This window comes from Bradyrhizobium sp. STM 3561 (assembly GCF_045571455.1).
Taxonomy (GTDB): Bacteria; Pseudomonadota; Alphaproteobacteria; order Rhizobiales; family Xanthobacteraceae; genus Bradyrhizobium; species Bradyrhizobium vignae.
In genome coordinates this window covers 3,454,703-3,479,882 of record NZ_CP120695.1, presented here as the reverse complement: position 1 = coordinate 3,479,882, position 25,180 = coordinate 3,454,703, and the positions used below count along the sequence as shown (strand labels likewise).

Below are 25,180 nucleotides of genomic sequence, written 5' to 3'. Positions count from 1 at the left end.
CCGCGGGACGATTGGAGCTTAGAAAATTGGTTCCCACCGTCTATATTGCACGCCGACAGATCGTGAATCTTCGGGAGAATTCGATGCATTCCCATTCCATCGAACAATGGACCCATGACCACGCCTTCCTGGGCGAGAAGCACGACGAGAACGAACGGCGCACCTGGTTCGTGGTCGTGCTGACGCTGGTCATGATGGTCGGCGAGATCGTTGCCGGCTCGCTGTTCGGCTCGATGGCGCTGCTGGCCGACGGCTGGCACATGGGCACGCATGCGGCGGCGCTCGGCATTGCCGCCTTCGCCTATCGCTTCGCGCGGCGGCACCTGGGCAATGCGCATTTCACCTTCGGCACCGGCAAGTTCGGGGATCTTGCCGCCTTCGCCAGCGCCATCATCCTCGGCCTGATCGCGGTCGAGATCGCCTATGAAAGCGTGCTGCGCCTGTTCACGCCGGTGCCGATCGTCTATGGCGAGGCCATGGCGGTGGCCGCCCTCGGCTTGTGCGTCAATCTCGCGAGTGTGTGGCTGCTGCGCGATAGCCATGATCATCATCATCACGCGCATGGCCACAGCCATGCGCATGATGACCACGACGATCATGACCACGACCATGATCATCATGGCCATCATCACCATCACCACGACAACAACCTTCGCGCGGCCTATGTCCACGTCATGACCGATGCCGCGACCTCGGTGCTGGCGATCGCAGCGCTCGCCGTCGCTATGTATTCGGGCTGGGTCTGGGCCGATCCGGCCGTGGGCCTGATCGGCAGCGTCGTGATCGCGAGCTGGGCGTTCGGCCTCATCAAGTCATCGGGTGCGGTGCTGCTCGACGTGCGCGCCGACGAGAAGCTGGAGCGGGTGATCCGGGCCCGCATGGAAGTCGGCGACGATCGCGTGACTGACCTGCATCTCTGGCGGGTCGGCCCCGGCCATTGTGCCGTGCTGCTCTCGGTGGTGTCGGACAAGCCGAAGCAGCCGGCCGTCTACAAGCGGCGGCTCGCGGGGCTGAAGGGCCTCAGCCACATCACGGTCGAGGTCGAGACCTGCCTGCATTGACGGAGCGCGGAATTCTGCTGAGCGGCCGGGGTTGATCCTCGGTCGCAGCCCTGTACGGGAGGAACAATGATGCACAGGATCGCGTTCGCGGTCGCCATCGCCGCACTCGCTCTTTCCAGCCCCGGGGCGCTGGCGCAATCGGAAAAGGCCGGCGTTGAAAAGCTCTATGTGCTGAATTGCGGAGAGGGTACCGCCGGTGACATCTCGCGGTGGACGCCGGGCCTGAACGAAGGCAAGACGATGGATTTCGTCGACACCTGCTATCTGATCAAGCATGTCAAAGGCTGGTTCCTGTGGGACACCGGCATTGCCGATTCCGTCGCCGCGATGCCGAACGGTCTCGTGCCCGCCGATCCCAAAGCCGTGACCTGGCGTCGGCCGAAGACGTTGCAAGCGCAGCTCGAGCAGCTTGGCCTCAAGCCCGATGACGTCCGGGCGATGGCCGTCTCGCATACGCATCCGGATCATATCGGCAATGTCGAGCTGTTCCCGCAGGCCATGCTCTATGTGCAGAAGGCCGAATACGACTGGCCCGGCGCCGACAACGCGCCGCGCTTCAAGCCGTCGCATCCGGTCGAGTTGCTCACGGGCGACAAGGATGTCTTCGGCGACGGCAGCCTGACCATCCTATCGACGCCGGGTCACACGCCGGGTCACCAGTCGCTGCTGGTGAAACTGCCGAAAACCGGCGCGGTTCTGCTGTCTGGCGATGCCGTGCACTTCAAGGACAATTGGGACAACCGCCGCGTGCCCAGCATGAACGTCGACAAGGACCAGAGCGCGGCCTCGATGCAGAAGATCGCCGACACGCTCGCCAAGGAGAAGGCGCAGCTCTGGATCAACCACGACAAGGCCCAGCGCGACGGCCAGAAGATGGCGCCGGAGTTTTACGACTGAGGCGGATCAGCCTTTCGGCGCGGTCAACGTCGGCGGATTCGCGTCCGGCGTCTTCTTCGGCTTCAGCGTGCCGGCATAGAACGAGAGCAGCCAGACCAGGAGGACCGCGAGGAGATAGACGCCCCAGGCCTGCGGCGGCGTGGTCGCCCAGCGCAGGAGGCCTTTGAATGTGCGGGGCGGGCCGGCATCGTTGCTCATGGCTCGCTTGTGCGCGAAAGCGGCTGTGCCGTCAATCAGGCCGCGACACGGGGCGGATCAGGAACAGCGCCACAAGCGCCGAGAGGCTGAGCGCAGACGAGACGATCAGCACCTTGGCGCCCATGAGGTCGATGAGCAGGCCGAAGGCGAGCGGCGCCACGGCCTGCGCCATCCGCGCCGGGGCGCCGATGATGCCGAGGCGGTAGCCGAAATCTTTCGGGCCGAAGATCGACAGCGGCAGCGTGCCTCGCGCGATCGTCAAGATGCCGTTGCCGGAGCCGTGGAACAACGCGAAGGCGCTCGCCGCGGCGCCGCCGAAGATCGCGACGATCACGGCTCCGATCGGGTGGGTGAGGCTGGCGAGCCGCGTCGACCACAGCGGATGGAAGCGGCTGAGGAAGCCGGCCTCTAGCATGCGCGCACCAACCTGTGCCGGGCCGATCAGTGCGCCGGCCGCGATGGCCTCGGCCGGCGTTGCGCCCGTGGTCTCCAGGATGCGCGGGAAATGCGCGGCCATGGCGCCGGTGACGGTCCAGACCGCGGCGAAGATGAAGGCGAGCAGCAGCATGGTGCGGTCGAGCGGCAAATGCGGCTTCTCGGCCGTGGCCGCCGCCTGCTTGGCGCCCTTGATCGCCGGCAGCATGAAGAAGTTGAGGGGCAGGCCGATCAGGATGTTGGCCGCGGCCCAGGCGAAACAGGTGTCGCGCCAGCCGATATGGGCGATGCCCCAGGCGGTGAGCGGCCAGCCGACGGTGGAGGCGAAGCCCGCCATCAGCGTGATGCCGGTGATGGCCCTGCGCGCCTCGATGCCGTAGATGCGCCCCAAGGCGGCGAAGGCGGCGTCGTAGAGTCCCATTGCCATGCCGATGCCGAGCACGAGCCAGGCGATCGCCATCACCGCGATCGATTGCGAGAGCCCGAGGAGCACGAGGCCGGCGGCAATGGTCAGGTTCGAGGCCGACAGCACCTGACGGCCGCCGACGAGATCGATCTGCCGCCCGATGCGCGGGCCGAGCATTGCCGAGATCACCAGTGCGGCCGAAAACGCACCGAAGATCCAGTTGGAGGAGACGCCGAGGTCGCGTGCCATGGGATCAGCGAGCAGCGCCGGCAAATAGTAGCTCGAGGCCCAGGCCAGAGTCTCGGTGGTGCCGAGCGCCAGGATGATCGGAAGCTGGCGCTGGGTCATCGGCGCGTGCCTCCGATTCTGGCCGACAAAGTCTTCATCGCCGGCATTTGCCGCCCGCGTGGCGAGTGCGTCAACCGCGCCCGCGACATATTCGATCTGCAAGGGGCGCGAGCCTGCCGCGCATGTCGGGCCCTCGCGCCTTTCGCCGGTCACGAATGCACGCCATAATGGCGCATGCAAGTCACTTCGCGTCTCTCACTGATGAACTGGGTCACCAGCCAGGGGCTTACGGGCCTGCCTGAACCCGAACTGCTCCGCGGCTTCTGCGAGCGCTGCTGCGCCGAAGGGCTCGACCTGTCGCGCGGGCTGGTCTTCATCGACACGTTGCACCCGATCTACGAGGGCCGCGGCTTTCGCTGGACCGACCGGTCGAGCAACGAGAGCGACATGTTCGAATACGGTTCGACGGCCGAGGGGGATCCGAACAAGAACTGGCGGCGGTCGGTGTTCTATCATTTGCTCGAGCATGGCGAGGACGAGATGGTGATCGATCTCGCCGACGCAGCCACGCTCGATTTCTCGCAGATCGGCGACCTCGCCGAGAAGGGCCATCGGCATTTCCTCGCCTTCGTCCATCGCTTCGGCGAAAGCGGCGCGCTGGGGCAGATGGACTGTCTCTACTCCTACTGGACCACCCGGCGCGAGGACGGCTTCACGCCATCGGAGCTGGAAGCGCTGCGCGATCTCGTGCCGGTGCTGGGGCTCGCGATCAAATCGGCGCAGCAGGTCGACATCGCCCGCACGCTCGGCCGCGTCTATCTCGGCCGCGACGCCTCCGAGCAGGTCTTGCGCGGGCGCATCTCGCGCGGGGTCACCGAGCGGATCAACGCCGTGCTGTGGTATTCGGACCTGCGCGGCTCCACCGGCATCAGCGAGAGCATCGGTCCCGACGAGATCATTCCGTTCCTCAACGACTATGCGCAGGCCGTGATCGATCCGATCCACGAGGCCGGCGGCGACGTGCTGAAGCTGATCGGCGATGGCGTGCTCGCGATGTTCTGGGGCGAGGACATGGCGGATGCGCGACGGGCCGCATTACGGGCCGAGCATCTCTTCCGCAAGAACGTCGCCGCGCTGAACAAGCGGCGGGCGGCGGAGGGCCGCCCGACCACGTCAGCCTATATCGGCCTGCATGTCGGCGAGGTCTTCTACGGCAATATCGGCAGCCAGGACCGGCTCGATTTCACGGTGGTCGGCCCGACCGTCAACGAGGTCAGCCGCATCGCCTCGATGAGCCGCTCGGTCGACCGCGAGCTGCTGGCCTCATCCGAGTTCTACAAGGGCCTCGATGCCGCCGGCCGCCGCTATCTCGTCTCCACCGGCCGCTACGCGCTGCGCGGCATCGGCCGCGCGCAGGATCTCTACACGCTCGATCCAGAGGTTGAGGCGAGCGAGCCGGTGGCGGGGAGCTATGAGCGCTATCTGGCGGGTTAGGCCGGCTGCTCCAGCGCCGCTTCATCCCCCACCATGGCCGGCTGCCGATCCAGCGCCACTGCCGGTGACAGCAGGATCACCAAAGCCTGCATGCCGAAGACGGCTGCGGCGAGATAAAGGCACGCTTCCGCGCTCCAGAGGCCGCCGACGATTGCCCCTAATGCCGAGCCGAGCGGGCGGGCGCCGTAGCTCATGATGTTGATGGCGGAGACGCGGCCAAGCAGCCGCGGCGGTGTCACCGACTGGCGCAGGGTCGTGGTCGAGATCACCCACAGGATCGGCCCGGCGCCGAGCAGGAAGAAGCTCAAGGCTGCGAGCCAGGGCGAGGGGAGCAGCACCGTCAGCGCCATCACCAATGCGGCGACGAAGCCGGTGACGGGGCCGAGTCCGACCACGAGGCCGAACGCGATGCGCTTCATCACGCGCGTGGCGACCAGCGCGCCGATCACCATGCCGACGCCATACATCGTCAGCACCGTGCCGACGCCGGCGGCCGTCAGGCCGAGATGGCGCACGGCGTAGGGCACGAACACCGCGATCTGCAGGAACCAGCCGGTGTTGAAGATGAACTGGGTGATGAATACCGGCCGCAGCAGTGGATGGTGAAATACGAAGGCCGCGCCTTCGCGGATCTCCTGCAGCGGATGACGGCGCGGCGCCGGCGCGCGCGCGGGCTCGTAGATGCCGGAGAGCAGCACCACCGCGATGGCCGAGAGCGCCGCGGCAAAGCCGAAGGCTGGGCTTGCGCCCCACCATCCCACCAGCGCACCGCCGAGTGCAGGGCCGCTGGCGAAGGCGATGGTGCGCGCGAGCTCGATCCGCGCATTCGCCGCCGGCAACAAGTCGGAGCTCACCAGCGAGGGAACCAGCGCCGGCGCCGCCACGCTGTAGACGACGGTGCCGCACACGGCCGCAAAGCCGAGCAGGGCCAGCAGCGGCAAGTTGAGGGCCCCCAGCACCAGCAGCAGCACGATGGCGGCGAGCGCAGCCGCCCGCAGCGCCTCGGCACCCGCCATCAGCCAGCGGCGGGAGATGCGATCGGCGAGCACGCCGGCGGGAATGGCGAACAGGACGAAGGGCAGGGTGAGCGCGGTCTGGAGCAGGCCGGTCTGACCTTCGGCAACACCCAGCGTCAGCACGGCCACAATGGGCGCTGCGGCGAGCGCGATCTGCTCGGCCGACTGCGCCGCGAGATTCGACCAGGCGAGGCGGTTGAAGGTGTCGGGGAGGCGAGACGGCGTTGACATGGCGCATATCCTGCAAAGTCGAGTTGCTGCCAATATCCGCTCCCAGGGACGGCCAAACCCACCCGCTTCCCGACAGGGCAGCGGATAATGGCCGGACCGGAACCGCTGCGGCTAGATGCAGTTGCAAATGAGTTGCAATAAGATCGAACTTCGGTATTCTCCTCTTATGGATGCGCGATCGCCCGACCTGACCCAAACCTCGTCCCAAGACGTCGCCGGCTGGCGCGCTGACGCGCCCACCACCAAGAGCCTCGCGGAGGTCAATTCCACCGTCGCCATTCCGGTCGCCGGGCACTGGTTGCGGCGGCTGCTCGCCTTCGTCGGTCCGGGCTATCTCGTCTCGGTCGGGTACATGGATCCCGGCAATTGGGCGACCGACCTCGCCGGCGGGTCGAAGTTCGGCTACACGCTGCTCTCGGTCATCCTGCTCTCGAATTTGATGGCGATCCTGCTGCAGTCGCTGGCGGCGCGGCTCGGCATCGTCACCGACCGCGACCTCGCGCAGGCCTGCCGCGCGACCTATTCGCCGGTGGTGAACTTCCTGCTCTGGCTCGCCTGCGAGGCGGCGATCATCGCCTGCGATCTCGCCGAGGTGATCGGTACGGCGATCGCGCTCAAACTCCTGTTCGGCATTCCCCTGATCGGCGGCGCGCTTCTCGCCGCACTCGACGCCTTCCTGCTGCTGCTCCTGATGAACCGTGGCTTTCGATTCCTCGAGGCGTTCGTCATTGCGCTGCTCGCGGTGATCGCGGTCTGCTTCGTGGTCCAGATCGCGGCGGCGGCCCCGCCGGTGGCGGAGGTTCTGCGCGGCTTCGTGCCGAAGAGCGAGATCTTCACCAATTCCGACATGCTCTACATCGCGATCGGCATCATCGGCGCGACGGTGATGCCGCATAATCTCTACCTGCATTCCTCGATCGTGCAGACGCGCGCTTATGAACGCAATGACAGTGGTCGGCGCGAAGCGATCAAATGGGCAACGACGGACTCCACCGTCGCCCTGATGCTGGCGCTGTTCATCAACGCCGCGATCCTGGTCGTGGCGGCTGCGACCTTCCACAGAAGTGGCCATTCCGATGTCGCCGAGATCGGACAGGCGTTCGAGCTCTTGTCGCCGCTGCTCGGCCTCGGCATCGCCTCGACGCTGTTCGCGGTGGCGCTGCTCGCTTCGGGCCTCAACTCGACGGTGACCGCGACCCTCGCCGGCCAGATCGTGATGGAAGGCTTCCTCGATCTGCGCCTGCCGAGCTGGGCGCGTCGCCTGCTCACACGCGGCATCGCCATTGTTCCCGTGATCATCGTCACGGCGATCTACGGCGAGCGCGGCACGGCCGATCTGCTGGTGTTCAGCCAGGTCGTGCTGTCGATGCAGCTGCCCTTCGCCGTCATCCCGCTGGTCCGCTTCGTCTCCGACCGCCGCAAGATGGGCCAGTTCGCGATACCGGTATCCGTCGCCGCAATTGCCTGGATCGTCGCGGGCGTGATCGTGGTGCTGAACGTGAAGCTGCTGGCGGATACGTTTTTCGGGTGATGCTAGCCATTGGGTAGCTGTCATCGTCCGGTTCAACCGGGCGATCCAGTATTCCAGAGACGGCTGTAATTGACTCGGGACGCCGCGCCGTACCGTACTGGATGCCCCGGTCAAGCCAGGTCAAGCCGGGGCATGACGGAGAGTGTGAGGCGCCTAGTCCTGCGGCTCGGATGCTGTATCGCCCTGCGCATCGATGCGCAGCCAGCCTGAGGGCGCGAGCCGCTGCTGCGGCAGGAAGCGGGCCTTGTAGTCCATCTTCTTGGAGCCTTCGATCCAGTAGCCGAGATAGACGTAGGGCAGGCCCTGACGTCGCGCGCGCGCGATGTGGTCGAGGATCATGAAGGTGCCCATCGAGCGGCTGACCTGGCCCGGATCGAAGAACGAATAGACCATCGAGAGGCCATCGCTGAGCACGTCCGTGAGCGCCACCGCGATCAGCTCCTCGCCACGGCCGGTGAGGCCGCTGTCGGGACCGCGCTTGCGGTATTCGATGATGCGGGTCTCGACATGGCTGTCCTCGACCATCATGGCGTAGTCGAGCACGGTCATGTCGGCCATGCCGCCATGGCGGTGGCGGGCGTCGAGATAGGCGCGGAACACCGAATATTGCTCGGAGGTCGGCACCGCGCTGCGCTGCTCGCCGATGATGTCGGCATTGCGCGCCATCACCTTGCGGAAGCTGCGAGAGGGCCGGAACTCGTTGGCGATGACCCGGACCGAGACGCAGGCGCGGCACTGGTCGCAGGCAGGACGATAGGCAATCGACTGGCTGCGGCGGAAGCCGCCATGGGTCAGGAGGTCGTTGAGGTCGCCCGCACGATCTCCGACAAGGTGCGTGAACACCTTCCGCTCATGGCGGCCCGGCAGATAGGGGCACGGGGATGGCGCCGTGAGGTAAAATTGCGGGGTATCGCGAGAGTGCTGGGTCAAGGGACGTCGTGGGCCTCCGAACAAGATCTCAGCATCGCGCTACCAAAGCTCCCGGTCAATCGGCCTGCGCGGCAGGACACGCTCGTCATCCTAGCAGGCACAGGTTGCCAGCTCCTCACCAGGACCTGGCGGCCTGCGACACCGGCGCGCGGATGGAATTGTTGATCACGACGGTTCCCAGCACGAAATCGTGCAGCAGGCGGCGGCGGCCGTTGAACAGGCCGACCAGCACCACGAAGGGCGACAGGAACGAGACGGTCACCCAGAACAGCACGGCGTGCGTGGCGCCGAGCACGAAATAGCCTGGTGCGCCGTACCAGGTGCGCAGTTCCAGATCCATCACGCGCATGCCGATCGTCGCCGAGGACGGACCGCCGATGCAGGCGCCGTAATACACGATCGCCCAGATCACCGAGGCGGGCCAAGCCAGCCAGAACAGTGCCCAGCCGAGGCCGAGCGTCACCAGGCCGAACAACGCAATGAAGAGGTAGCCGAGGATGACCGGCACAGAGATCACGATCATGTCGATCAGGAAGGCAAACACCCGCCGTGTCGCGACCCCGCGGAACAGTTCCGGATGCAGATCGGGATCGTAGGCGTGCGGTTGCATGGCACCATCATTGCGCCAAGTGCCGCTGTCATTTGGCGAACCCGAATAAGACATGAGCTTCTCTTTCGCTTTCGGATCTCTCACCGGCAGCAGATGGGAACAGTCCGGCCACGCGCCAAGGCTGTTGGTCTATCAATACCGCAAAATATTCCGGCGATTCGGCGGCCGCAGGCGCTTGCGCGGCGCGTGATTTGCACCATGCTGGGGCGGGCTGAGCCCTCACAGGAAGATTTCATGGGTGGTCAGGTCGAATTACGTTGCAGCTGTGGCGGGGTCCGCGCCGTGGTCACGGGCGTGTCGCCGCGGACGGTCAATCGCGTGGTCTGCTACTGCGACGACTGCCAGGCTTTCGCACACCAGCTCGGCCGCGCCGATCTGTTGAACGCGAAGGGCGGCAGCGACATTATCCAGGTCGCGCCATCGACGCTCTCGTTTGTGCAGGGTCAGAGCCGGATCGCGGGGGTGCGGCTGACCGCGAAAGGTCTCTACCGGTGGTATGCAAGCTGCTGCAACACGCCGGTCGGCAACACGCTTTCGCCCAGCGTTCCCTTTGTCGGCATCATCGCGCAGGCGTTCGAGGGCGGCACGCCGGCGGTCGACGATGTCGCCGGAGCGCCGACCGGCGCCATTCTCGGCAAGTACGCGGTCGGTGAGCCACCGGCGGGCTCGACCGGGCTTAATCTTTCTCTCATCTTGCGCGCCATCGGCAAGGTGCTGGCATGGAAGCTGCGGGGGAAGACCTGGCCGCACCCGTTCTTCAAGCGGGAGACGCGTGAGCCGATCTATCCAATTACCGTGCTGTCGCGCGAGCAACGCGAGGCGCTGCGTCTGTTATGCGGACCTCAGCCGAACGCGCAAGCGGGTTGAGTGTTGCAGCGGTAGGGTGCGCGAGCAACTCCGCCCTCATGTCCCGGACAAGCGCCGCAAAGCGGCGCGCAGAACCAGGACCTAAAGCATGATCCGGAAAAGTGCGAAGCGGTTTTCCGGAAAGATCATGCGTAAACAACAAGCTAAAGCGCGATGACGATTCATCCAAATCTCATCGCGCTTTAGAGGTCACAAGTGAGATCGCGGAGAAGAAATGGGCCCGGGCTCTGCAACGCATCACGCCGCAACTGGACCATGCTTCGCATCGCCAAGGGCGTGCTGCATTGCGTCCGGGGCACGACCTTACCCCTGCGCGCGCAGCTTCTCCGCCGCCTTGGGCGCAAAATAGCTCAGCACGCCGTCGGCGCCGGCGCGCTTGAACGCCAAAAGGCTCTCCATCATCGCGCGCTCGCCGTCGAGCCAGCCGTTGTTCGCGGCCGCCGCGATCATCGCGTATTCGCCGGAGACCTGGTAGGCGAAGGTCGGCATTGCAAACGTGTCCTTCACGCGGCGGACCACGTCGAGATAGGGCATGCCGGGCTTCACCATCACCATGTCGGCGCCCTCGGCGATATCGAGCTCGACCTCGCGCAGGGCTTCATCGGTGTTGGCGCTGTCCATCTGGTAGGTGCGCTTGTCGCCGGTGAGCGTCTTGGCCGAGCCGATGGCGTCGCGGAACGGGCCATAGAAGGCGGAGGCGTATTTGGCCGCATAGGCCATGATCTGGACGTCGAGCAGGCCGGCGCGGTCCAGCCCCTCGCGGATCGCGGCGACGCGGCCGTCCATCATGTCGGAAGGCGCGATGATGTCGCAGCCGGCTTCGGACTGCACCAGCGCCTGACGCACCAGCACGGCGACCGTCTCGTCGTTCAAAATTTTGCCGTCAGAGATCAGGCCGTCATGGCCGTGACTGGTGAAGGGATCGAGCGCGACGTCGCAGAGGATTCCGATCTCCGGAAACTCCTTCTTGATCGCGCGCACGGCCTGGCAGACCAGGTTGTTCGGATTGGTGGCTTCCGAGCCTTCCTCGTCGCGCAGGGAGGGATCGGTGTAGGGAAACAGCGCGATGCAGGGGATCGTCAGCTTCATCGCGCGCTCGGCCTCGCGCACGGCCTGATCGACGCTGAGGCGGTCGACGCCCGGCATCGAGGCAACCTGCTCGCGCTTGTTGTGGCCGTCGATCAGGAACAGCGGCCAGATCAGATCGTCGGTGGTGAGGACGTTCTCGCGCACCATCCGCCGGGCCCATTCCGCCTTGCGGTTGCGGCGCGGGCGGACGGTCAGATCGAGAGCAGGGGAGGCCGCTCCGCCATCCTTGCGCGAAACCTCGCGCAATTCGATCGGACGTCCGTATTTGATCGCCATTACTCTTCCTCCGGCTGGAATTATTCTTATACCAGCTCGCATGGTTCCCGTCACCGCGGCTTGACCTGCCGCAAGGGATGGCAGCCGATTGATTTTGTGGGGCGAAGCAGCCAGAAGGGGCCATGTCCGAGATCTCCACCCGCGATGCGACCCGCGACAGCGCCAGGGACGGCGCCCGAGACAATGCCAGAGAGAGCGCATTGTCGGTGGCGGCGATCTCATCGGAGCGCTCAGAGTCCGACGACAATGTCTGGACCCGCCGGCTCGTGCTGTTCCTGCGGGTGATGGCGCTGCTCTCGATCCTCAAGGGCCTTTATCACTGGGCGCAGGTGACTGGCTTTGTCGGCGGCGAGGATGAGGCATTCGAGAACCAGTCGATGGCCTGGCAGGCCGCGACCGTCTACTTCGCCGTGATCGAGCTTGTCGCCGCCGTCGGCCTGTGGCTCGCGACGCCCTGGGGCGCGGTGGTGTGGCTGACGACCGTGGTGTCGATGGCGGTGATCGAGTTGATGTTCCCGGGAATCTACGGCGGCAGCCTCGCCGTGGTCGGCGTCGAGGTCTTCATGCTTGCCGCGTATCTGGCGCTCGCCTGGATGGCCGCGCGCGAACGGCCGCCGTAGCCGGCCTCGCCGCTCGCACAACGGTCTCGTGCCCTGGACGCAATGCAGCGTGGCGCTCTTGCGACGTGATGCGCTGCAGAGCCGGGCCCCATCTCACCGCGGTCCCATCTTGCAACATATGGGTCCCGGCTCCGCGATGCATCGCTGCGCGCTGCATCCTGTCCGGGACATGAGAGTGTTGCGCTTGGTTGACCGTTGGTTGCCTAAAATTTGCGGTAAGTTTTCATTGACCAGCCGGTTCCGCCACAGCTGTTACGCGCTCGTTTCGAAACGGGGCGGGGCTGTTCTGGAATGCGACAACAACGGCGGACGGAGGGTGAACAGGACCTTGCGAAGGTCAACAGACGGTTGCGAAAAGTGCTTGTGGCACAGGCTTAATCCGCAATTCACTGTCTTAAATTCATGATCTCTTTATTCTCTTATTTAAGCCGATCTTCAAACGCGCCCCTTAAGTTGCACCTATCAGACGGGACACAAGTTTCGTCGAATAAGTGTCGATAAAAACGACAACAGGGGAAGTGTCATGATGAAAGCCGTCGCAACTGCGGCAGATACCGCAGAGCGCGTCTCCGGCCAGCAGGGCTCGGTGCAGTCGCTCTATCTGGAAGCTTTGACTCTGGTGGAGCGGCTGCATCGCCGGCTCCTCGACGTCATCAAGGATGAATTCGATCGCCGCGGCCGTGCGGACATCAACTCGGTGCAGGCGCTCTTGCTCTACAACATCGGCGACAAGGAGCTGACCGCGGGCGAGCTGCGCACGCGCGGTTACTATCTCGGCTCCAACGTCTCCTACAATCTGAAGAAGCTCGTCGAGCTCGGCTTCCTCGATCATCAGCGCTCGCGCGTCGATCGCCGCTCGGTGCGCATCCGCCTGACCCCGCAGGGCCAGGAAGTCCGCCGTATCGTCGAGGCGCTCTACCAGAAGCACGTCAAGACGGTCGAGCAGGTCGGCGGCATCTCCGGCGACGAGTTTGCGACGCTCAACAAGTCGCTGCACCGCCTCGAGCGGTTCTGGACCGACCAGATCCTCTATCGCCTCTGAGTCTCCAAGGGATCAAGGCCAAGCCGGCCCGCAACAAGACCGGCAAGCCTCCCGAACGTGCCTGACTTCCCCCAAGCGCGCCGGCCCGGATTTCGGACCGGCGCGTTCCATATTTTGCACCTGCGAAAAAATGTCCCGGGCACGAGGAACCAGTTCCGGGCCGGGCGCTTATCTCCTTCGGATCGGAGAAACGTCGATGCTGGTCGAGCGCGGGCTTCAGGCCACGAACGTAGAACTCGTGAGCAAGGCCTACGCCATTGCCGCGAACTTCCTTCGCCGTTCGGGCGCCATCCCCGACTCGCTGGTCACCGACGAACGCCTGCTCGGCCTCATCGTGAAGCTGCTCCAGCAAGGCGAATTCAACAAGATCAGGCTGGCGAACAAGGCAATCGCCAAGTTCCAGCAGACCGAGGCCAGAGCGGTTGCCTGATCAAGACTCCCAAATTAGCGACAAACCAGAGGGTGCCATGGAAGCCGCCGTCGACCGCATCATGCAGACCTATGACCTGCTCGCCAACCGCACCGCGGCGGCGAGTGAGGAGGCGCGGGAAAAGGTGACGAACTACCTCAATACCCTGATGGAAGCGGGCGAGACGGACCCGCACAGATTGACGGTCTGCGGTCTGACCTATTTGCGCCAGCTCGACGGCAGCGTGGACCCGGTCAAGGCGGGGTATACCGGGCTGTGAAACGACGCCGGCTCCGCCGGGTTGCCGTTTGCGAGGAATGAGGCCAAAGCGGCCCTGGTCCCCGAGGAGCGGCTCCCCGGAACCGATCTCGGGATGAGAACCTCCAATCCCCCATATCTTGCATAAATATCAGGCCCCACCCGCAAATGCTTGGCCTGTTGCGGGCGATGTGGTAGATCGCGCGTGCTTCCGACCGCCACACCAGACACGCCCGTAGCCCGCCAAAAGGCTGCGGCGGTGGAGATATTCGCAAGATGACCGCACCCAAAACCGCCTCCGCGCCCGATTCGTTTTTCACCGCCTCGCTCGAGAAGGCCGATCCGGAAATCGCCGCCGCCATCAAGGGCGAGCTCGGCCGGCAGCGCCATGAGGTCGAGCTGATCGCTTCCGAGAACATCGTCAGCCGGGCCGTGCTGGAAGCGCAGGGTTCGGTGATGACCAACAAGTACGCGGAGGGTTATCCGGGCGCGCGGTACTACGGCGGTTGTGAGTGGGTCGACGTCGCCGAGAACCTCGCGATCGATCGCGCCAAGAAGCTGTTCGGTGCCAACTTCGCCAACGTGCAGCCGAACTCCGGCAGCCAGATGAACCAGGCGGTGTTTCTGGCGCTGCTTCAGCCCGGCGACACCTTCATGGGTCTCGATCTCGCCGCCGGCGGCCATCTCACCCACGGCTCGCCCGTCAACATGAGCGGCAAGTGGTTCAAGGCCGCGCACTACACCGTGCGCCGCGAGGACCAGATCATCGACATGGATGCGGTGGCCAAGCAGGCCGAAGAGGTCAAGCCGAAGCTGATCGTCGCCGGTGGGTCGGCCTATTCGCGCGCCTGGGACTTCAAGCGTTTCCGCGAGATCGCCGACAGCGTCGGCGCCTATCTCCTGGTCGACATGGCGCACTTCGCCGGCCTCGTCGCCGGCGGCGTACATGCTTCGCCGGTGCCCTATGCCCACGTCACCACCACCACGACGCACAAGTCCCTGCGCGGTCCGCGCGGCGGCCTGATGCTGTGGAATGACGAGACGCTGACCAAGAAGCTCAACGGGGCGATTTTCCCGGGCCTCCAGGGCGGTCCCCTCATGCATGTGATCGCGGCGAAGGCGGTCGCCTTCGGCGAGGCGCTGCGTCCGGACTTCAAGGTCTATGCCAAGAACGTCGTCGAGAACGCCAAGGCGCTGGCCGAGGCGATGAAGAGCCACGGGTTCGACATCGTCTCCGGCGGCACCGACAACCATCTGATGCTGGTCGACCTCAGGCCGAAGGGCCTGAAGGGCAACGTCTCGGAGAAGGCGCTGGTCCGCGCCGCCATCACCTGCAACAAGAACGGCATTCCGTTCGATCCCGAAAAGCCGTTCGTCACCTCGGGCCTGCGGCTCGGCACGCCGGCTGCGACCACGCGCGGCTTCGGTGTCGCCGAATTCCAGCAGGTCGCCGGCATGATCGCCGAGGTCCTCAACGCGATCGCGCAGTCCTCCGACGGCAAGGCGCCGCTGGTGGAAGCTGCGATCAAGGAACGAGTCAAGGCGCTCACCGATCGGTTCCCGATCTACCAGTAAGGCAAGGCCAAGCGGATGCGCTGCCCGAACTGCAACAGTCTCGATACGCAGGTAAAGGACTCGCGTCCGACCGAGGACTCGTCCGTGATCCGCAGGCGGCGCGTGTGCGTCGCCTGCAATTTCCGCTTCACCACCTTCGAGCGCGTGCAGCTGCGCGAACTCACGGTGATCAAGCGCAACGGCCGCCGCGTGCCGTTCGACCGCGACAAGCTGATGCGCTCGGTGCAGATTTCGTTGCGCAAGCGGCAGGTCGAGCCTGAAAGGGTGGAGAAGATGGTCTCCACCATCGTGCGCGAGCTCGAGACCGGGGGCGAGGCCGAGATCTCCTCGGAGGTGATCGGCGAGACCGTGATGGAGCATCTGCGCACGCTCGACGACGTCGCCTATGTGCGCTTTGCCTCCGTCTACCGCAATTTCCGCGAGGCCAAGGATTTCGCCGACGTGCTCGGCGAGCTCTCCGGTGAGGAGGAAGCGCGGCTCGCCGCGATCCGCAAATGATCTTCCGCATCCTGGAGGATCAGTTCGCGCAGAAGGCGCGCGAGGCCAGGGATGCCGATCGGCGCTTCATGCAGCTGGCGCTGGCGCTGGGTAAGCGCGGGCAGGGGCGGACCTGGCCCAATCCGGCCGTGGGCGCCGTCATCGTCAAGGACGGGATCATCATCGGCCGCGGCTGGACGCAGCCCGGAGGACGGCCGCATGGCGAGCCTGAAGCGCTAAGGCGCGCGGGCGAGGCCGCGCGGGGCGCCACTCTCTACGTCACGCTGGAGCCGTGCTCGCATTTCGGCAAGTCGCCCCCTTGCGCCGACGCGGTGATTGCAGCGGGAATCAAGCGTGTGGTCGCGGCGATCGAGGATCCCAATCCTGAAGTCGCAGGCCAGGGCCATGCGCGCCTGCGCGCGGCCGGCATCAATGTGGATGTCGGTTTGTGCGCGGCGGAGGCCGCGTTCGATCATGCCGGCCATTTCCGTCGCATCCGCGACAGGCGCCCGCATGTGATCTTGAAGCTCGCGATCTCGCCTGACGGCAAGATCGGTGCGGCAGGCGGCAAGCCGGTCGCGATCACGGGCGAGGCCGTGCGCGATCGCGTGCACCTCTTGCGCGCGCAGAGCGATGCCATTCTGGTCGGGATCGGCACGGTGCTGGCGGACGATCCGCTTCTCACCTGCCGGCTGCCTGGCATGGCGGCGCGCTCGCCGGTGCGTATCGTGCTCGATCAGAGCCTGCGCATTCCCGCATCGAGCCGGCTCGTGCGATCCGCGCGCGAGACGCCGCTCTGGGTGGTTGGTTCCGAGCTCGCCGAGGCTGCTGCTGCCATGCGGCTTGGCGCGGCCGGTGCGCAAATGTTGCGCGTGCCTCGGGGCGGTGCGTCCGGGCTCGATCTTCCGGCCGTGCTGCATGCGCTGGCCGAGAAGGGCATCACGCGGCTGATGGTCGAGGGGGGTAGCCGTGTTGCGGCTTCGTTCATGGCGGCCGATCTCGTCGACGAGATCTGGCTGTTCCGCGGCACGGAAGCGGTGGGCGAAGGCGGCGTCGATGCGCTCGATGCATTGCCCCTGTCGAAAATCACGCAGTCGCAGGCCTACAAGGTTCATGCTAGCGAGACCTTCGGCAAGGATACTCTCACCATCTACGAGCGCGCGTAATGTTCACCGGCATTGTCACCGATATCGGCGAGATCGTCAGCTTCACGCCAACGGCGCAGGGGCAGCTGCACCGCCTGCGCATCGCCTGCCGCTACGATCAGAGCACCATCGCCGACGGTGCCTCGATCGCCTGCAACGGCGTCTGCCTGACCGTGGTTGCCTCGGGCGTTGCCGACGGCAGGGACTCTAAGCAAAGGACCTGGTTCGACGTCGATACCGCGGCCGAGACGCTGGCGCTGACGACCGCCAAGCACTGGAAGGTGGGGACGAAGCTCAATCTCGAGCGCGCGCTGAAGATCGGTGACGAACTCGGCGGCCACATCGTCGCCGGCCATGCCGACGGGATCGCCACCATCGTCAGCCGCGAGGACCTGCCTGATATGGCGCGCTTCGTGCTCTCGACGACGCGGGAGCTGGCGCGGTACATCGCCACCAAGGGCTCGATCACGCTCGACGGCGTGTCGCTCACGATCAATACGGTTGCAGACGTGACCTTTTCGGTGCTGATCATCCCGCACACGCTTGATGTCACGACCATCGGCGGCTGGAAGGCGGGCGACGAGGTCAACATCGAGGTTGACCTGATGGCCCGCTACGCGGCGCGGCTGACGGAAATGAAGTGACCGGCGCTTGCTGTCATTTCGGGTTCGGCTCTTCGAGCCGCCCCGGAATGACGGTGCCCTTTTGAACTTGGCTTACCCGCCTGCGGCGACTACATAACGCGCCGACCCAGTAGAACGGATTGAACGATGGCAGACGCGCGGCGCGCACCCCTGAAGGACCAGACCGACATTTCCGGCGCGCGCGCGCTCGTAGTCGAGGCGCGGTTCTATGACGATCTCCAGGACGCGCTGCTCGAAGGCGCGGTGGCCGAGCTGAAGGCAGCCGGCCTGACGCATGACGTCATCACGGTTCCCGGTGCGCTGGAGATCCCGGCGGCAGTCGCGATCGCGGTCGATGCCGCGGCGGCGAACGGCAAGCCCTATGACGCGGTGATCGCGCTTGGCTGCGTGATCCGCGGCGACACCATTCATTTCGAGATCGTGTCGCAGGAATCCTCGCGCGCGCTGATGGACCTCGCCGTGACGCGAAAGCTGCCGCTCGGCAACGGCATCCTCACCGTCAACAATGAGGACCAGGCCTGGGCGCGGGCGCGCGCCAGCGAGTTCAACAAGGGTGGCGACGCCGCGCGCGCGGCGCTGGCGATGCTGCGCATCAAACGCCGCCTGGCACGGGCCTGAAGCCATGGCCGACAACAGCAAGAAGCCGGCTGGCACTCCAGAGAAGAAAGCAAACCGGCGCGGCGCGGCGCGGCTCGCCGCCGTGCAGGCGCTGTACCAGATGGACATCGCCGGCGCCGGCATCAACGATATCTTCGCCGAGTTCGAGAGCCATTGGCTGGGCAACGAGGTCGAGGGCGACACGTACCTGCCGGCTGAAGCCGCGTTCTTCCGCGACGTCGTCTCCGGCGTCGTGCGCGACCAGAAGAAGCTCGATCCGCTGATCGACGAGGCGTTGTCGAAGGGCTGGCCCTTGAAGCGGATCGAAGCCATCCTGCGCGCGGTGCTGCGCGCGGGTGCCTACGAGCTCCAGCACCGCAAGGACGTGCCGGGCCGCGTCGTGGTCTCCGAATATGTCGACGTCGCCAATGCTTTCGTCGACCGCGAGGAGACGGGCATGGTCAACGCCGTGCTCGACCAGATCGGCCGCCAGTTTCGTGGTGACGAGTTCGGGCGGGGGTAATTGAGGCGATGACTTCCGCCGTAGCCGTCACCTGAGGTGCCGGAGCGAAGCGGAGGCCTCGAAGGGCGGCGGCGTGCCGCTGAGGCAACACCTCGGCCGGCCATCCTTCGAGGCTCGCAAGGGCTCGCACCTCAGAATGACGGGTCTGCTATCGTGACGCAGGACAAGAACAAAGCTTCCGGCGAAGACTCCCTCATCGCGCGCTATTTCAAGCCGCTGGCGACTGACCCCGGCGCGTTCGGGCTGGTCGATGACGCTGCGGTGCTGCCCTCATCCGGCGAGGACATCGTCGTCACCACCGACGCCGTCGTCGAGGGCGTGCATTATCTTGCCAGCGATCCGCCTGACACCATCGCGCGCAAGGCGCTGCGGGTGAACCTGTCCGATCTCGCCGCCAAGGGCGCGTTGCCGGCAGGTTTCGTGCTGACGCTGGCATTGCGCAGCAAGGAGGATGCCTGGCTCCGTCCTTTTGCGGACGCGCTGGGCGAGGACGCAAAGAATTTCGCTTGTCCTCTGCTCGGCGGCGACACGGTGTCGACGCCGGGTCCGCAGATGATCTCGATCACAGCCTTCGGCCGTGTGCCTCGGGGGCGGATGATCGGCCGTACCGGCGCAAGGCCGGGCGACCGCATCCTGGTGACAGGGACGATCGGCGATGCCGCGCTTGGCCTGGACGTGCTCAGAGGCGGCGCCGCTGCCGGCGCGCTGACATCCGATCCCGCTGCACGGGATTTTCTCATCTCACGCTATCGGGTGCCGCAGCCGCGCAACGTGCTGGCGCGAGCGGTGCGCGATCATGCGACCGCCGCGATGGACGTTTCCGACGGCCTCGCTGGTGACCTGACCAAACTCTGTGCAGCGTCCGAGGTTTCGGCTTCGGTCGATGTGACAAGCGTGCCACTCTCGGCCGCGGCAGCCGGCCTGCTCGCCGGCAACGTCGTTCGCGTCGAGACGCTGCTCGCGGGGGGCGATGACTACGAGGTGCTGTGCACCGTTCCGCCCGCGCAAAGCGACGCGCTGATTGCGGCGGGGCAAGCCATGGGCGTTGCCGTGACCGCGATCGGTACGATCGTGGAGGGGCACGAGCGGCCGCGCTTCCTGGACGGGCAGGGCCAGGAACTGCTCTTGACGCGGCTGTCCTACAGCCACTTCTAGGAATTGCGCCAAACCGGCATCTTAGTTCGCAGCACTTGGTCCTAAATACCTGCCGAGATCGGCGATTTCGGCCTTATCCGGCGTTGCACCCTCAATTTGATTTTGGCAAGCTCGCAACCGACTGGAGCCGCCCCTCAGGGCAAGGGGGCGGCTTTGTTCAAAATCAAGGCGCCGCACCGCACGACGGACAACAAAAGGCGCCGGGGGTACATCAAGGATCTGAGGCAAAAATCACATGACAGCATTATGGTTGATAGTGCTCTGCGGAGTGCTTTCCGTCGTCTACGCGATTTGGGCGACGTCTTCGGTGTTGGGCGCGGATGCGGGGTCGCCGCGCATGCAGGAGATCGCGGGCGCAGTGCGCGAAGGCGCACAGGCGTATCTGCGGCGCCAGTACACCACGATCGGTCTCGTCGGCATCGTCATCTTCGTGCTCCTTGCCTATTTCCTCGGGGTCTATGTCGCGATCGGTTTTGCCATCGGCGCGGTCCTGTCGGGAGCGGCCGGCTTCATCGGCATGAACGTCTCGGTCCGCGCCAATGTGCGCACCGCCCAGGCTGCGACGACGTCGCTTGCCGGCGGCCTCGAGCTCGCCTTCAAGGCGGGCGCCATCACCGGACTTCTGGTTGCCGGTCTCGCGCTGTTGGGCGTGACCCTCTATTTCGGCTTCCTGGTCCACTCGCTGAAGCTCGCGCCCGATAGCCGCACCGTCGTCGACGCCATGGTGGCGCTCGGCTTCGGTGCCTCGCTGATCTCGATCTTCGCCCGTCTCGGCGGCGGCATCTTCACCAAGGGTGCTGACGTCGGCGGCGACCTCGTCGGTAAGGTCGAGGCCGGCATTCCCGAGGACGATCCGCGCAACCCGGCGACCATCGCCGACAACGTCGGCGACAATGTCGGCGACTGCGCCGGCATGGCCGCCGACCTGTTCGAGACCTATGCGGTGACCGCGGTCGCCACCATGGTCCTGGCGGCGATCTTCTTCGCCAAGACGCCGATCCTCGCCAACATGATGACGCTGCCGCTCGCGATCGGCGGCATCTGCATCATCACCTCGATCATCGGCACCTTCTTCGTCAAGCTCGGGCCGAGCCAGTCGATCATGGGCGCGCTCTACAAGGGCCTGATCGCGACCGGCATCCTGTCGCTGATCGGCATCGCGCTGGTGATCTACTACCTGATCGGCTTCGGCAAGCTCGAGGGCGTCGATTACACGGGCATGGCGCTGTTCGAGTGCGGCGTGGTCGGCCTCGTCGTTACCGCGCTGATCATCTGGATCACCGAATACTACACCGGCACCGACTACCGTCCGGTGAAGTCGATTGCGCAGGCCTCGGTCACCGGCCATGGCACCAACGTGATCCAGGGTCTCGCCGTCTCGATGGAAGCGACCGCGCTGCCCGCGATCGTGATCATCGCCGGTATCCTCGTCACCTATAGCCTCGCCGGCCTGTTCGGCATCGCGATCGCGACTGCCACCATGCTGGCACTGGCCGGCATGATCGTCGCGCTCGACGCCTTCGGCCCCGTCACCGACAATGCCGGTGGCATCGCAGAAATGGCGGGCCTGCCGAAGGAGGTGCGCAAGTCGACCGACGCGCTCGATGCGGTCGGCAACACCACCAAGGCAGTGACCAAGGGTTACGCGATCGGCTCCGCCGGTCTCGGTGCCCTCGTGCTGTTCGCGGCCTACAACCAGGACCTCAAGTTCTTCGTAGCGGACAGCGCGCAGCACGCCTACTTCGCCGGCGTCAATCCGGACTTCTCGCTCAACAACCCCTATGTGGTCGTGGGCCTCTTGTTCGGCGGCCTGTTGCCGTATCTGTTCGGCGCGCTGGGCATGACCGCAGTCGGCCGTGCGGCCGGCGCGATCGTCGAGGAGGTGCGCCGTCAGTTCCGCGAGAAGCCGGGCATCATGCAGGGCACCGACAAGCCGGACTACGGCAAGGCGGTTGACCTCCTCACCCGCGCTGCGATCAAGGAGATGATCATCCCCTCGCTGCTGCCGGTGCTGTCGCCGATCGTCGTCTACTTCGTGATCTATGCGATCGCGGGCGGCGGCGCGGCCGGCAAGTCGGCCGCGTTCTCCGCCGTCGGCGCCATGCTGCTCGGCGTGATCGTGACGGGCCTGTTCGTCGCGATCTCCATGACCTCGGGCGGCGGCGCGTGGGACAACGCCAAGAAGTACATCGAGGACGGTCATTTCGGCGGCAAGGGCTCTGATGCCCACAAGTCGGCGGTGACCGGCGACACCGTCGGCGATCCCTACAAGGACACGGCGGGACCTGCGGTGAACCCGATGATCAAGATCACCAACATCGTCGCCTTGCTGCTGCTGGCGATTTTGGCGCACTGAGCGGCGGAAGCCGGAAAGACGAAACCCCGCGGCGCGAGCCGCGGGGTTTTGTTTGATGGGTTGGATGCTCTCACCTCGTCATTGCGCAATGACGAAGGAGGCAGCAGCGCTCGCGTGAACGCTATTGCACATCCATCTGCAGGCCTTCCTTCTGGATGATGCCGGCGAACTTCTTCGTCTCGGCCTCCACGAAGGCGGCGAACTGCTGCGGGGTGCCGTAGTCGGCGCGGGCGCCCATCGCGGCGATCTGCTTCTTGATGTCGTCGCGCTCCAGCATCGCCTTGACCTGGAGATTGAGCGCGTTGAGCACCTCGGGTGAGACCCCCTTCGGCAGGAACACGGAGAACCAGGACGAGACGTCGAAGTTCGCCAATTCCGGCGCGCTCTCGCGCATGGTCGGCAGGTTCGGCGCGAGGTCGCTGCGCTCGGTCGTGGTGACGCAGAGGCCGTTGAGCGTGCCGTTCTGCACCTGAGGCAGGCTCGGATAGAGATTGTCGAACAGGATCTGGATGTCGCCGGCGAGCGCCGCTTGCAGCGCGGGTCCGGCGCCGCGGAATGGGATGTGTGTCATCTTCAGGCCGGTGAGCTGGAGGAACCAGGCGCCGGTGAGGTGGGGGCTCTGGCCGACGCCGGAGGAGGCGTAGCTGAGCTTGTCCGGATTGGCCTTCAGGTACGCGATCAGCTCGGGGACCGACTTGATGCCGGTCTTCGGATGCGCCGAGACGATGTTCGGGATCCGGATCATGTTCGACACCGGCTGCAGCTGGTCCGGCTTGTAGGTGAGGTTCTTGAAGATGCTGTAGGCGATCGCGTTCGGCCCCGGGTTGCCGATCAGGATGGTGTGTCCATCCGGCTTGGCGCGCACGGCCTCAGCCGTGCCGATCGTGCCGCCGCCGCCGGAGCGGTTTTCCACGACCGCCGACTGGCCCCAGGCGGTTTGCAGATGTGCTGCAAGGAGCCGGCCCATCACGTCGGTCGAGCCGCCGGCCGCAGCCGGCACGATGAGGCGGACGTTTTCGGTGGGCTTCCAGTCGGCGAGGCTCGATCGCGGCAGGATCGCTGCGGCCGAAAGGCCGGCAGCGCCGGCGAGCACGCGACGGCGGGACAAGAAAGTGTTCTGAAATGTGTTCTGAGTTTTATTGGGCACGAATCCGCTCCCTGCTTCTTGCTTTGCTGGGACGGTACGGAACCGCTCGTGCGGCCGCAAGTCGCGCGCGACGGCAAGCGCCGCGCGGAGGGTGGCACGAAGCCGCAGAGATCGAGCCATTTACCTTGCAGCGGAATTGGTGCGCGCACGATGACGCGAACCGATATCCACCTCGCTCGAAAATATCGCGAAGCCTCAGTTGAAGCTGAGCAGCTTGAACAGCGGAGCGAGGTAGCTCATCTCCTGACCCGAGGTCGGCGTGGTGCGGCTGATGAAGTCGAAGATCTTGCCGTCCTGGAGGCCGTAATTCGCAAGCCGGCGCACGCGCCGGTTCTTGTCGAAATAGATCGCGATCACGCGCTGATCGACCACCCTCTGGTTCATGAAGGCGACCGGGCGCTCCGAGCGCTGCGAGATGTAATAGAACACTTCACCGTCGAGGGTCGCGACGGTGGAGGGCGTGCCCATCACGATCAGCACCTGGTCCTGGCTCGCACCGATCGGAATCTGCTCGAGCGCGCCGGGCGGCAGGATGTAGCCCTTCTGGAACTGTTCACCGGTGCAGCCCGCAAGGGCCAGGCCGACCACGGCCGTAGCCGCGAGCATGCGCAAGCCGTGCCAGCATGCGTGAAGGCCGCGCCGCTTGTCCGCGCGCAGGCTGGTCTCGTTCGTTGTCGTCATAGTGGAACTGATTCCGTCCCCTTGCGTCGCGCGAGGCGCTGAAGTACCGGGCTGGGCGTCTGAATGCAACACGCGCGCGCCCGCTTGCGGAAACCACAATGCTTTGGCCGTTCAATCACTTCAGGAAACCCCGGCGAACCCCATCGGACACCATTGAAGCCATCTATGGCATGATCGTGACGCAGGCGCGAGAACCCATATTTTACCGCGACTTGGGCGTGCCCGATACGGTTAACGGGCGTTTCGACCTGTTGCTGCTGCATCTCTGGCTGCTGCTGCGCCGCCTGCGCACGGCCCAGGGCGCCACCGACCTGTCCCAGGCGCTGTTCGACCGCTTCTGCGAGGATATGGATGACAATCTGCGCGAGATGGGGGTGGGCGATCAGACCGTGCCGAAGCGGATGCGGGCCTTCGGCGAGGCCTTCTACGGCCGCGTCCAGGCCTATGACCAGGCCATGGAGGCCGGCGGCGAGGCGCTGGCATCGGCGATCTGCAAGAATATCTTGAATGGGACCGGCTTCGACCAGGCGCAGCGGCTTGCGGCCTATGCGCGGGCCAGTGAGGCCGATCTTGGCCGGACCGAGGAGGCTGCGCTGCTGCGCGCCGCCTTCAAGTTTCCTCCAGCACTCCCTGAGGATGTCACGCCATGAGCCGACCGAATGCCGGATCCGAGCCCGATCCCTGGCGGGCGCCCGTCATCGTTGCGCAGATCCCCGACGCCGGGCTGCATCGCGAGCTGGAGGCCTCGGCGGCCGAGCGACGGGCCATGGCGGAGGTCGCAGGCCTCCGCGAGATCCTGTCCGCCCATGCCAGCTTCGATGTCGTGCCGAAAAGCGGCGGGCGGGTCCAGGTCACGGGGCTCGTTCGCGGCCGGATCGGCCAGACCTGCGTCGTCACGCTCGATCCGATCGAGAGCGAGATCGAGGAGGAGGTGGACCTGATGTTCGCCCCCGAAGCCGAGGCGCGCCGCCTGGCCGACCTGATCGAGGAGGGACAGGATGGCGCGCCGTCTGAGGTCGCCGACCCGCCCGAGCCGATCGCTGGCGGCATCATCGACCTCGGCCGCCTCGCCACCGATGCCCTGTTCCTGGCGATCGATCCCTATCCGCGCAAGGAGGGGGCCGTGTTCGAGACGGAGGTCACCGCGCCCGATCCCGAGGACCATCCCTTCGCGGCGCTGAAGGCACTGCAGGACAAGAAGAAGGGCCAGTAGGGCATTTGC

At 65.5% G+C, this 25,180-nt stretch carries 27 protein-coding genes; 19 read left to right on the top strand and 8 right to left on the bottom strand.

Annotation, left to right across the window (positions count from 1 at the left end):
- The first annotated feature begins 83 nt into the window (after positions 1 to 83).
- Together dmeF and P6U28_RS16405 are read left to right on the top strand one after the other, a co-directional pair.
- A complete protein-coding gene (dmeF, locus tag P6U28_RS16410) occupies positions 84 to 1,061 on the top strand; it encodes a CDF family Co(II)/Ni(II) efflux transporter DmeF (protein ID WP_129145812.1) in 978 nt (325 codons plus the stop codon).
- Positions 1,062 to 1,127: 66 nt separating this feature from the next.
- Positions 1,128 to 1,958 carry an N-acyl homoserine lactonase family protein gene (locus P6U28_RS16405; RefSeq protein WP_129145811.1) on the top strand — a complete coding sequence of 277 codons (831 nt, stop codon included), beginning with the start codon at positions 1,128 to 1,130 and terminating at the stop codon, positions 1,956 to 1,958.
- 6 nt (positions 1,959 to 1,964) lie between these two features.
- Here the strand turns inward: P6U28_RS16405 and P6U28_RS16400 are convergent, their stop codons facing one another.
- Both P6U28_RS16400 and P6U28_RS16395 read right to left on the bottom strand, forming a co-directional pair.
- On the bottom strand, positions 1,965 to 2,156 hold the full coding sequence (locus tag P6U28_RS16400) for a hypothetical protein (RefSeq protein WP_122402923.1): 192 nt from the start codon (positions 2,154 to 2,156) through the stop codon (positions 1,965 to 1,967).
- Between the two features lie 31 nt (positions 2,157 to 2,187).
- On the bottom strand, positions 2,188 to 3,345 hold the full coding sequence (locus P6U28_RS16395) for an MFS transporter (protein WP_122406627.1): 1,158 nt from the start codon (positions 3,343 to 3,345) through the stop codon (positions 2,188 to 2,190).
- Between the two features lie 174 nt (positions 3,346 to 3,519).
- Here P6U28_RS16395 and P6U28_RS16390 point away from each other — a divergent pair, with 174 nt between their 5' ends.
- Positions 3,520 to 4,779 (top strand): adenylate/guanylate cyclase domain-containing protein, encoded by a 1,260-nt coding sequence (locus P6U28_RS16390; RefSeq protein ID WP_122402924.1) that lies wholly within the window; start codon positions 3,520 to 3,522, stop codon positions 4,777 to 4,779.
- Here the strand turns inward: P6U28_RS16390 and P6U28_RS16385 are convergent.
- Entirely contained in the window at positions 4,776 to 6,026 is a 1,251-nt protein-coding gene (locus P6U28_RS16385; RefSeq protein WP_122402925.1) for an MFS transporter, read from the bottom strand. The two genes, P6U28_RS16390 and P6U28_RS16385, sit on opposite strands and share 4 nt — an antisense overlap.
- Positions 6,027 to 6,192: 166 nt before the next feature.
- Between P6U28_RS16385 and P6U28_RS16380 the strand changes: the two genes are divergently transcribed.
- Entirely contained in the window at positions 6,193 to 7,557 is a 1,365-nt protein-coding gene (locus P6U28_RS16380) for an Nramp family divalent metal transporter (protein WP_122402926.1), read from the top strand.
- 153 nt (positions 7,558 to 7,710) lie between these two features.
- On the opposite strand, the gene P6U28_RS16375 is transcribed toward P6U28_RS16380, so the two are convergent.
- Both P6U28_RS16375 and P6U28_RS16370 read right to left on the bottom strand, forming a co-directional pair.
- Entirely contained in the window at positions 7,711 to 8,487 is a 777-nt protein-coding gene (locus P6U28_RS16375) for an arginyltransferase (RefSeq protein WP_122402927.1), read from the bottom strand.
- 115 nt (positions 8,488 to 8,602) lie between these two features.
- Complete coding sequence (locus P6U28_RS16370) at positions 8,603 to 9,151, bottom strand: RDD family protein (protein ID WP_122402928.1); 549 nt, start codon at positions 9,149 to 9,151, stop codon at positions 8,603 to 8,605.
- Between P6U28_RS16370 and P6U28_RS16365 the strand changes: the two genes are divergently transcribed.
- Positions 9,065 to 9,964 (top strand): DUF6151 family protein, encoded by a 900-nt coding sequence (locus tag P6U28_RS16365; protein WP_197711557.1) that lies wholly within the window; start codon positions 9,065 to 9,067, stop codon positions 9,962 to 9,964. The genes P6U28_RS16370 and P6U28_RS16365 overlap by 87 nt on opposite strands.
- 303 nt (positions 9,965 to 10,267) lie before the next feature.
- On the opposite strand, the gene hemB is transcribed toward P6U28_RS16365, so the two are convergent.
- Entirely contained in the window at positions 10,268 to 11,329 is a 1,062-nt protein-coding gene (hemB, locus tag P6U28_RS16360; protein ID WP_122402930.1) for a porphobilinogen synthase, read from the bottom strand.
- 122 nt (positions 11,330 to 11,451) lie between these two features.
- Here hemB and P6U28_RS16355 point away from each other — a divergent pair, with 122 nt between their 5' ends.
- The 12 genes from P6U28_RS16355 to P6U28_RS16300 all read left to right on the top strand — a co-directional run bounded on the left by P6U28_RS16355 (position 11,452) and on the right by P6U28_RS16300 (position 22,130).
- Complete coding sequence (locus P6U28_RS16355) at positions 11,452 to 11,949, top strand: DUF6163 family protein (protein ID WP_122402931.1); 498 nt, start codon at positions 11,452 to 11,454, stop codon at positions 11,947 to 11,949.
- A 523-nt stretch (positions 11,950 to 12,472) separates the two neighbouring features.
- Positions 12,473 to 12,991 (top strand): transcriptional regulator LdtR, encoded by a 519-nt coding sequence (gene ldtR / locus P6U28_RS16350; RefSeq protein WP_122402932.1) that lies wholly within the window; start codon positions 12,473 to 12,475, stop codon positions 12,989 to 12,991.
- Positions 12,992 to 13,187: 196 nt separating this feature from the next.
- Positions 13,188 to 13,421: a hypothetical protein gene (locus P6U28_RS16345; RefSeq protein WP_122402933.1), complete on the top strand. Its 234-nt coding sequence runs from the start codon at positions 13,188 to 13,190 to the stop codon at positions 13,419 to 13,421.
- Between the two features lie 37 nt (positions 13,422 to 13,458).
- The gene (locus P6U28_RS16340) at positions 13,459 to 13,680 is read left to right on the top strand and encodes a hypothetical protein (RefSeq protein WP_122402934.1); all 222 of its coding nucleotides are present in this window, start codon (positions 13,459 to 13,461) and stop codon (positions 13,678 to 13,680) included.
- Between the two features lie 254 nt (positions 13,681 to 13,934).
- On the top strand, positions 13,935 to 15,233 hold the full coding sequence (glyA, locus tag P6U28_RS16335) for a serine hydroxymethyltransferase (RefSeq protein ID WP_122402935.1): 1,299 nt from the start codon (positions 13,935 to 13,937) through the stop codon (positions 15,231 to 15,233).
- A gap of 15 nt (positions 15,234 to 15,248) precedes the next feature.
- Positions 15,249 to 15,731 (top strand): transcriptional regulator NrdR, encoded by a 483-nt coding sequence (nrdR, locus tag P6U28_RS16330; protein ID WP_011087793.1) that lies wholly within the window; start codon positions 15,249 to 15,251, stop codon positions 15,729 to 15,731.
- Positions 15,728 to 16,876 carry a bifunctional diaminohydroxyphosphoribosylaminopyrimidine deaminase/5-amino-6-(5-phosphoribosylamino)uracil reductase RibD gene (gene ribD, locus P6U28_RS16325; protein WP_122402936.1) on the top strand — a complete coding sequence of 383 codons (1,149 nt, stop codon included), beginning with the start codon at positions 15,728 to 15,730 and terminating at the stop codon, positions 16,874 to 16,876. The genes nrdR and ribD overlap by 4 nt, the downstream gene beginning before the upstream one ends.
- Complete coding sequence (locus P6U28_RS16320; protein WP_122402937.1) at positions 16,876 to 17,499, top strand: riboflavin synthase; 624 nt, start codon at positions 16,876 to 16,878, stop codon at positions 17,497 to 17,499. Before ribD ends, P6U28_RS16320 begins: the two co-directional genes overlap by 1 nt.
- A gap of 126 nt (positions 17,500 to 17,625) precedes the next feature.
- Positions 17,626 to 18,117 carry a 6,7-dimethyl-8-ribityllumazine synthase gene (ribH, locus tag P6U28_RS16315; protein WP_407122773.1) on the top strand — a complete coding sequence of 164 codons (492 nt, stop codon included), beginning with the start codon at positions 17,626 to 17,628 and terminating at the stop codon, positions 18,115 to 18,117.
- 4 nt (positions 18,118 to 18,121) lie between these two features.
- On the top strand, positions 18,122 to 18,619 hold the full coding sequence (nusB, locus tag P6U28_RS16310) for a transcription antitermination factor NusB (RefSeq protein ID WP_100232645.1): 498 nt from the start codon (positions 18,122 to 18,124) through the stop codon (positions 18,617 to 18,619).
- 153 nt (positions 18,620 to 18,772) lie between these two features.
- The gene (gene thiL, locus P6U28_RS16305; RefSeq protein ID WP_122402939.1) at positions 18,773 to 19,774 is read left to right on the top strand and encodes a thiamine-phosphate kinase; all 1,002 of its coding nucleotides are present in this window, start codon (positions 18,773 to 18,775) and stop codon (positions 19,772 to 19,774) included.
- Between the two features lie 235 nt (positions 19,775 to 20,009).
- The gene (locus P6U28_RS16300; protein WP_122402940.1) at positions 20,010 to 22,130 is read left to right on the top strand and encodes a sodium-translocating pyrophosphatase; all 2,121 of its coding nucleotides are present in this window, start codon (positions 20,010 to 20,012) and stop codon (positions 22,128 to 22,130) included.
- 121 nt (positions 22,131 to 22,251) lie between these two features.
- Here P6U28_RS16300 and P6U28_RS16295 read toward each other — a convergent pair whose 3' ends face one another.
- Positions 22,252 to 23,238, bottom strand: coding sequence for a tripartite tricarboxylate transporter substrate binding protein (locus tag P6U28_RS16295; protein WP_122402941.1), 987 nt, complete (start codon positions 23,236 to 23,238; stop codon positions 22,252 to 22,254).
- A 234-nt stretch (positions 23,239 to 23,472) separates the two neighbouring features.
- Entirely contained in the window at positions 23,473 to 23,958 is a 486-nt protein-coding gene (locus tag P6U28_RS16290) for an outer membrane protein assembly factor BamE (protein WP_162500245.1), read from the bottom strand.
- Positions 23,959 to 24,056: 98 nt separating this feature from the next.
- Here P6U28_RS16290 and P6U28_RS16285 point away from each other — a divergent pair, with 98 nt between their 5' ends.
- Together P6U28_RS16285 and P6U28_RS16280 are read left to right on the top strand one after the other, a co-directional pair.
- Positions 24,057 to 24,608: a ubiquinol-cytochrome C chaperone family protein gene (locus P6U28_RS16285; protein ID WP_209295874.1), complete on the top strand. Its 552-nt coding sequence runs from the start codon at positions 24,057 to 24,059 to the stop codon at positions 24,606 to 24,608.
- Positions 24,605 to 25,171, top strand: a complete 567-nt coding sequence (locus tag P6U28_RS16280; RefSeq protein WP_122402943.1) for a DUF177 domain-containing protein — start codon at positions 24,605 to 24,607, stop codon at positions 25,169 to 25,171. The genes P6U28_RS16285 and P6U28_RS16280 overlap by 4 nt, the downstream gene beginning before the upstream one ends.
- The last annotated feature ends 9 nt before the right edge of the window (positions 25,172 to 25,180 follow it).

Bases quoted from the DNA above. Each gene is read 5' to 3' on its own strand.
- dmeF (WP_129145812.1), top strand. From the start codon at position 84: ATGCATTCCCATTCCATCGAACAATGGACCCATGACCACGCCTTCCTG.
- P6U28_RS16405 (WP_129145811.1), top strand. From the start codon at position 1,128: ATGATGCACAGGATCGCGTTCGCGGTCGCCATCGCCGCACTCGCTCTT.
- P6U28_RS16400 (WP_122402923.1), bottom strand. From the start codon at position 2,156: ATGAGCAACGATGCCGGCCCGCCCCGCACATTCAAAGGCCTCCTGCGC.
- P6U28_RS16395 (WP_122406627.1), bottom strand. From the start codon at position 3,345: ATGACCCAGCGCCAGCTTCCGATCATCCTGGCGCTCGGCACCACCGAG.
- P6U28_RS16390 (WP_122402924.1), top strand. From the start codon at position 3,520: ATGCAAGTCACTTCGCGTCTCTCACTGATGAACTGGGTCACCAGCCAG.
- P6U28_RS16385 (WP_122402925.1), bottom strand. From the start codon at position 6,026: ATGTCAACGCCGTCTCGCCTCCCCGACACCTTCAACCGCCTCGCCTGG.
- P6U28_RS16380 (WP_122402926.1), top strand. From the start codon at position 6,193: ATGGATGCGCGATCGCCCGACCTGACCCAAACCTCGTCCCAAGACGTC.
- P6U28_RS16365 (WP_197711557.1), top strand. From the start codon at position 9,065: ATGCAGATCGGGATCGTAGGCGTGCGGTTGCATGGCACCATCATTGCG.
- P6U28_RS16370 (WP_122402928.1), bottom strand. From the start codon at position 9,151: ATGTCTTATTCGGGTTCGCCAAATGACAGCGGCACTTGGCGCAATGAT.
- hemB (WP_122402930.1), bottom strand. From the start codon at position 11,329: ATGGCGATCAAATACGGACGTCCGATCGAATTGCGCGAGGTTTCGCGC.
- P6U28_RS16355 (WP_122402931.1), top strand. From the start codon at position 11,452: ATGTCCGAGATCTCCACCCGCGATGCGACCCGCGACAGCGCCAGGGAC.
- ldtR (WP_122402932.1), top strand. From the start codon at position 12,473: ATGATGAAAGCCGTCGCAACTGCGGCAGATACCGCAGAGCGCGTCTCC.
- P6U28_RS16345 (WP_122402933.1), top strand. From the start codon at position 13,188: ATGCTGGTCGAGCGCGGGCTTCAGGCCACGAACGTAGAACTCGTGAGC.
- P6U28_RS16340 (WP_122402934.1), top strand. From the start codon at position 13,459: ATGGAAGCCGCCGTCGACCGCATCATGCAGACCTATGACCTGCTCGCC.
- glyA (WP_122402935.1), top strand. From the start codon at position 13,935: ATGACCGCACCCAAAACCGCCTCCGCGCCCGATTCGTTTTTCACCGCC.
- nrdR (WP_011087793.1), top strand. From the start codon at position 15,249: ATGCGCTGCCCGAACTGCAACAGTCTCGATACGCAGGTAAAGGACTCG.
- ribD (WP_122402936.1), top strand. From the start codon at position 15,728: ATGATCTTCCGCATCCTGGAGGATCAGTTCGCGCAGAAGGCGCGCGAG.
- P6U28_RS16320 (WP_122402937.1), top strand. From the start codon at position 16,876: ATGTTCACCGGCATTGTCACCGATATCGGCGAGATCGTCAGCTTCACG.
- ribH (WP_407122773.1), top strand. From the start codon at position 17,626: ATGGCAGACGCGCGGCGCGCACCCCTGAAGGACCAGACCGACATTTCC.
- nusB (WP_100232645.1), top strand. From the start codon at position 18,122: ATGGCCGACAACAGCAAGAAGCCGGCTGGCACTCCAGAGAAGAAAGCA.
- P6U28_RS16300 (WP_122402940.1), top strand. From the start codon at position 20,010: ATGACAGCATTATGGTTGATAGTGCTCTGCGGAGTGCTTTCCGTCGTC.
- P6U28_RS16290 (WP_162500245.1), bottom strand. From the start codon at position 23,958: ATGACGACAACGAACGAGACCAGCCTGCGCGCGGACAAGCGGCGCGGC.
- P6U28_RS16285 (WP_209295874.1), top strand. From the start codon at position 24,057: ATGCTTTGGCCGTTCAATCACTTCAGGAAACCCCGGCGAACCCCATCG.
- P6U28_RS16280 (WP_122402943.1), top strand. From the start codon at position 24,605: ATGAGCCGACCGAATGCCGGATCCGAGCCCGATCCCTGGCGGGCGCCC.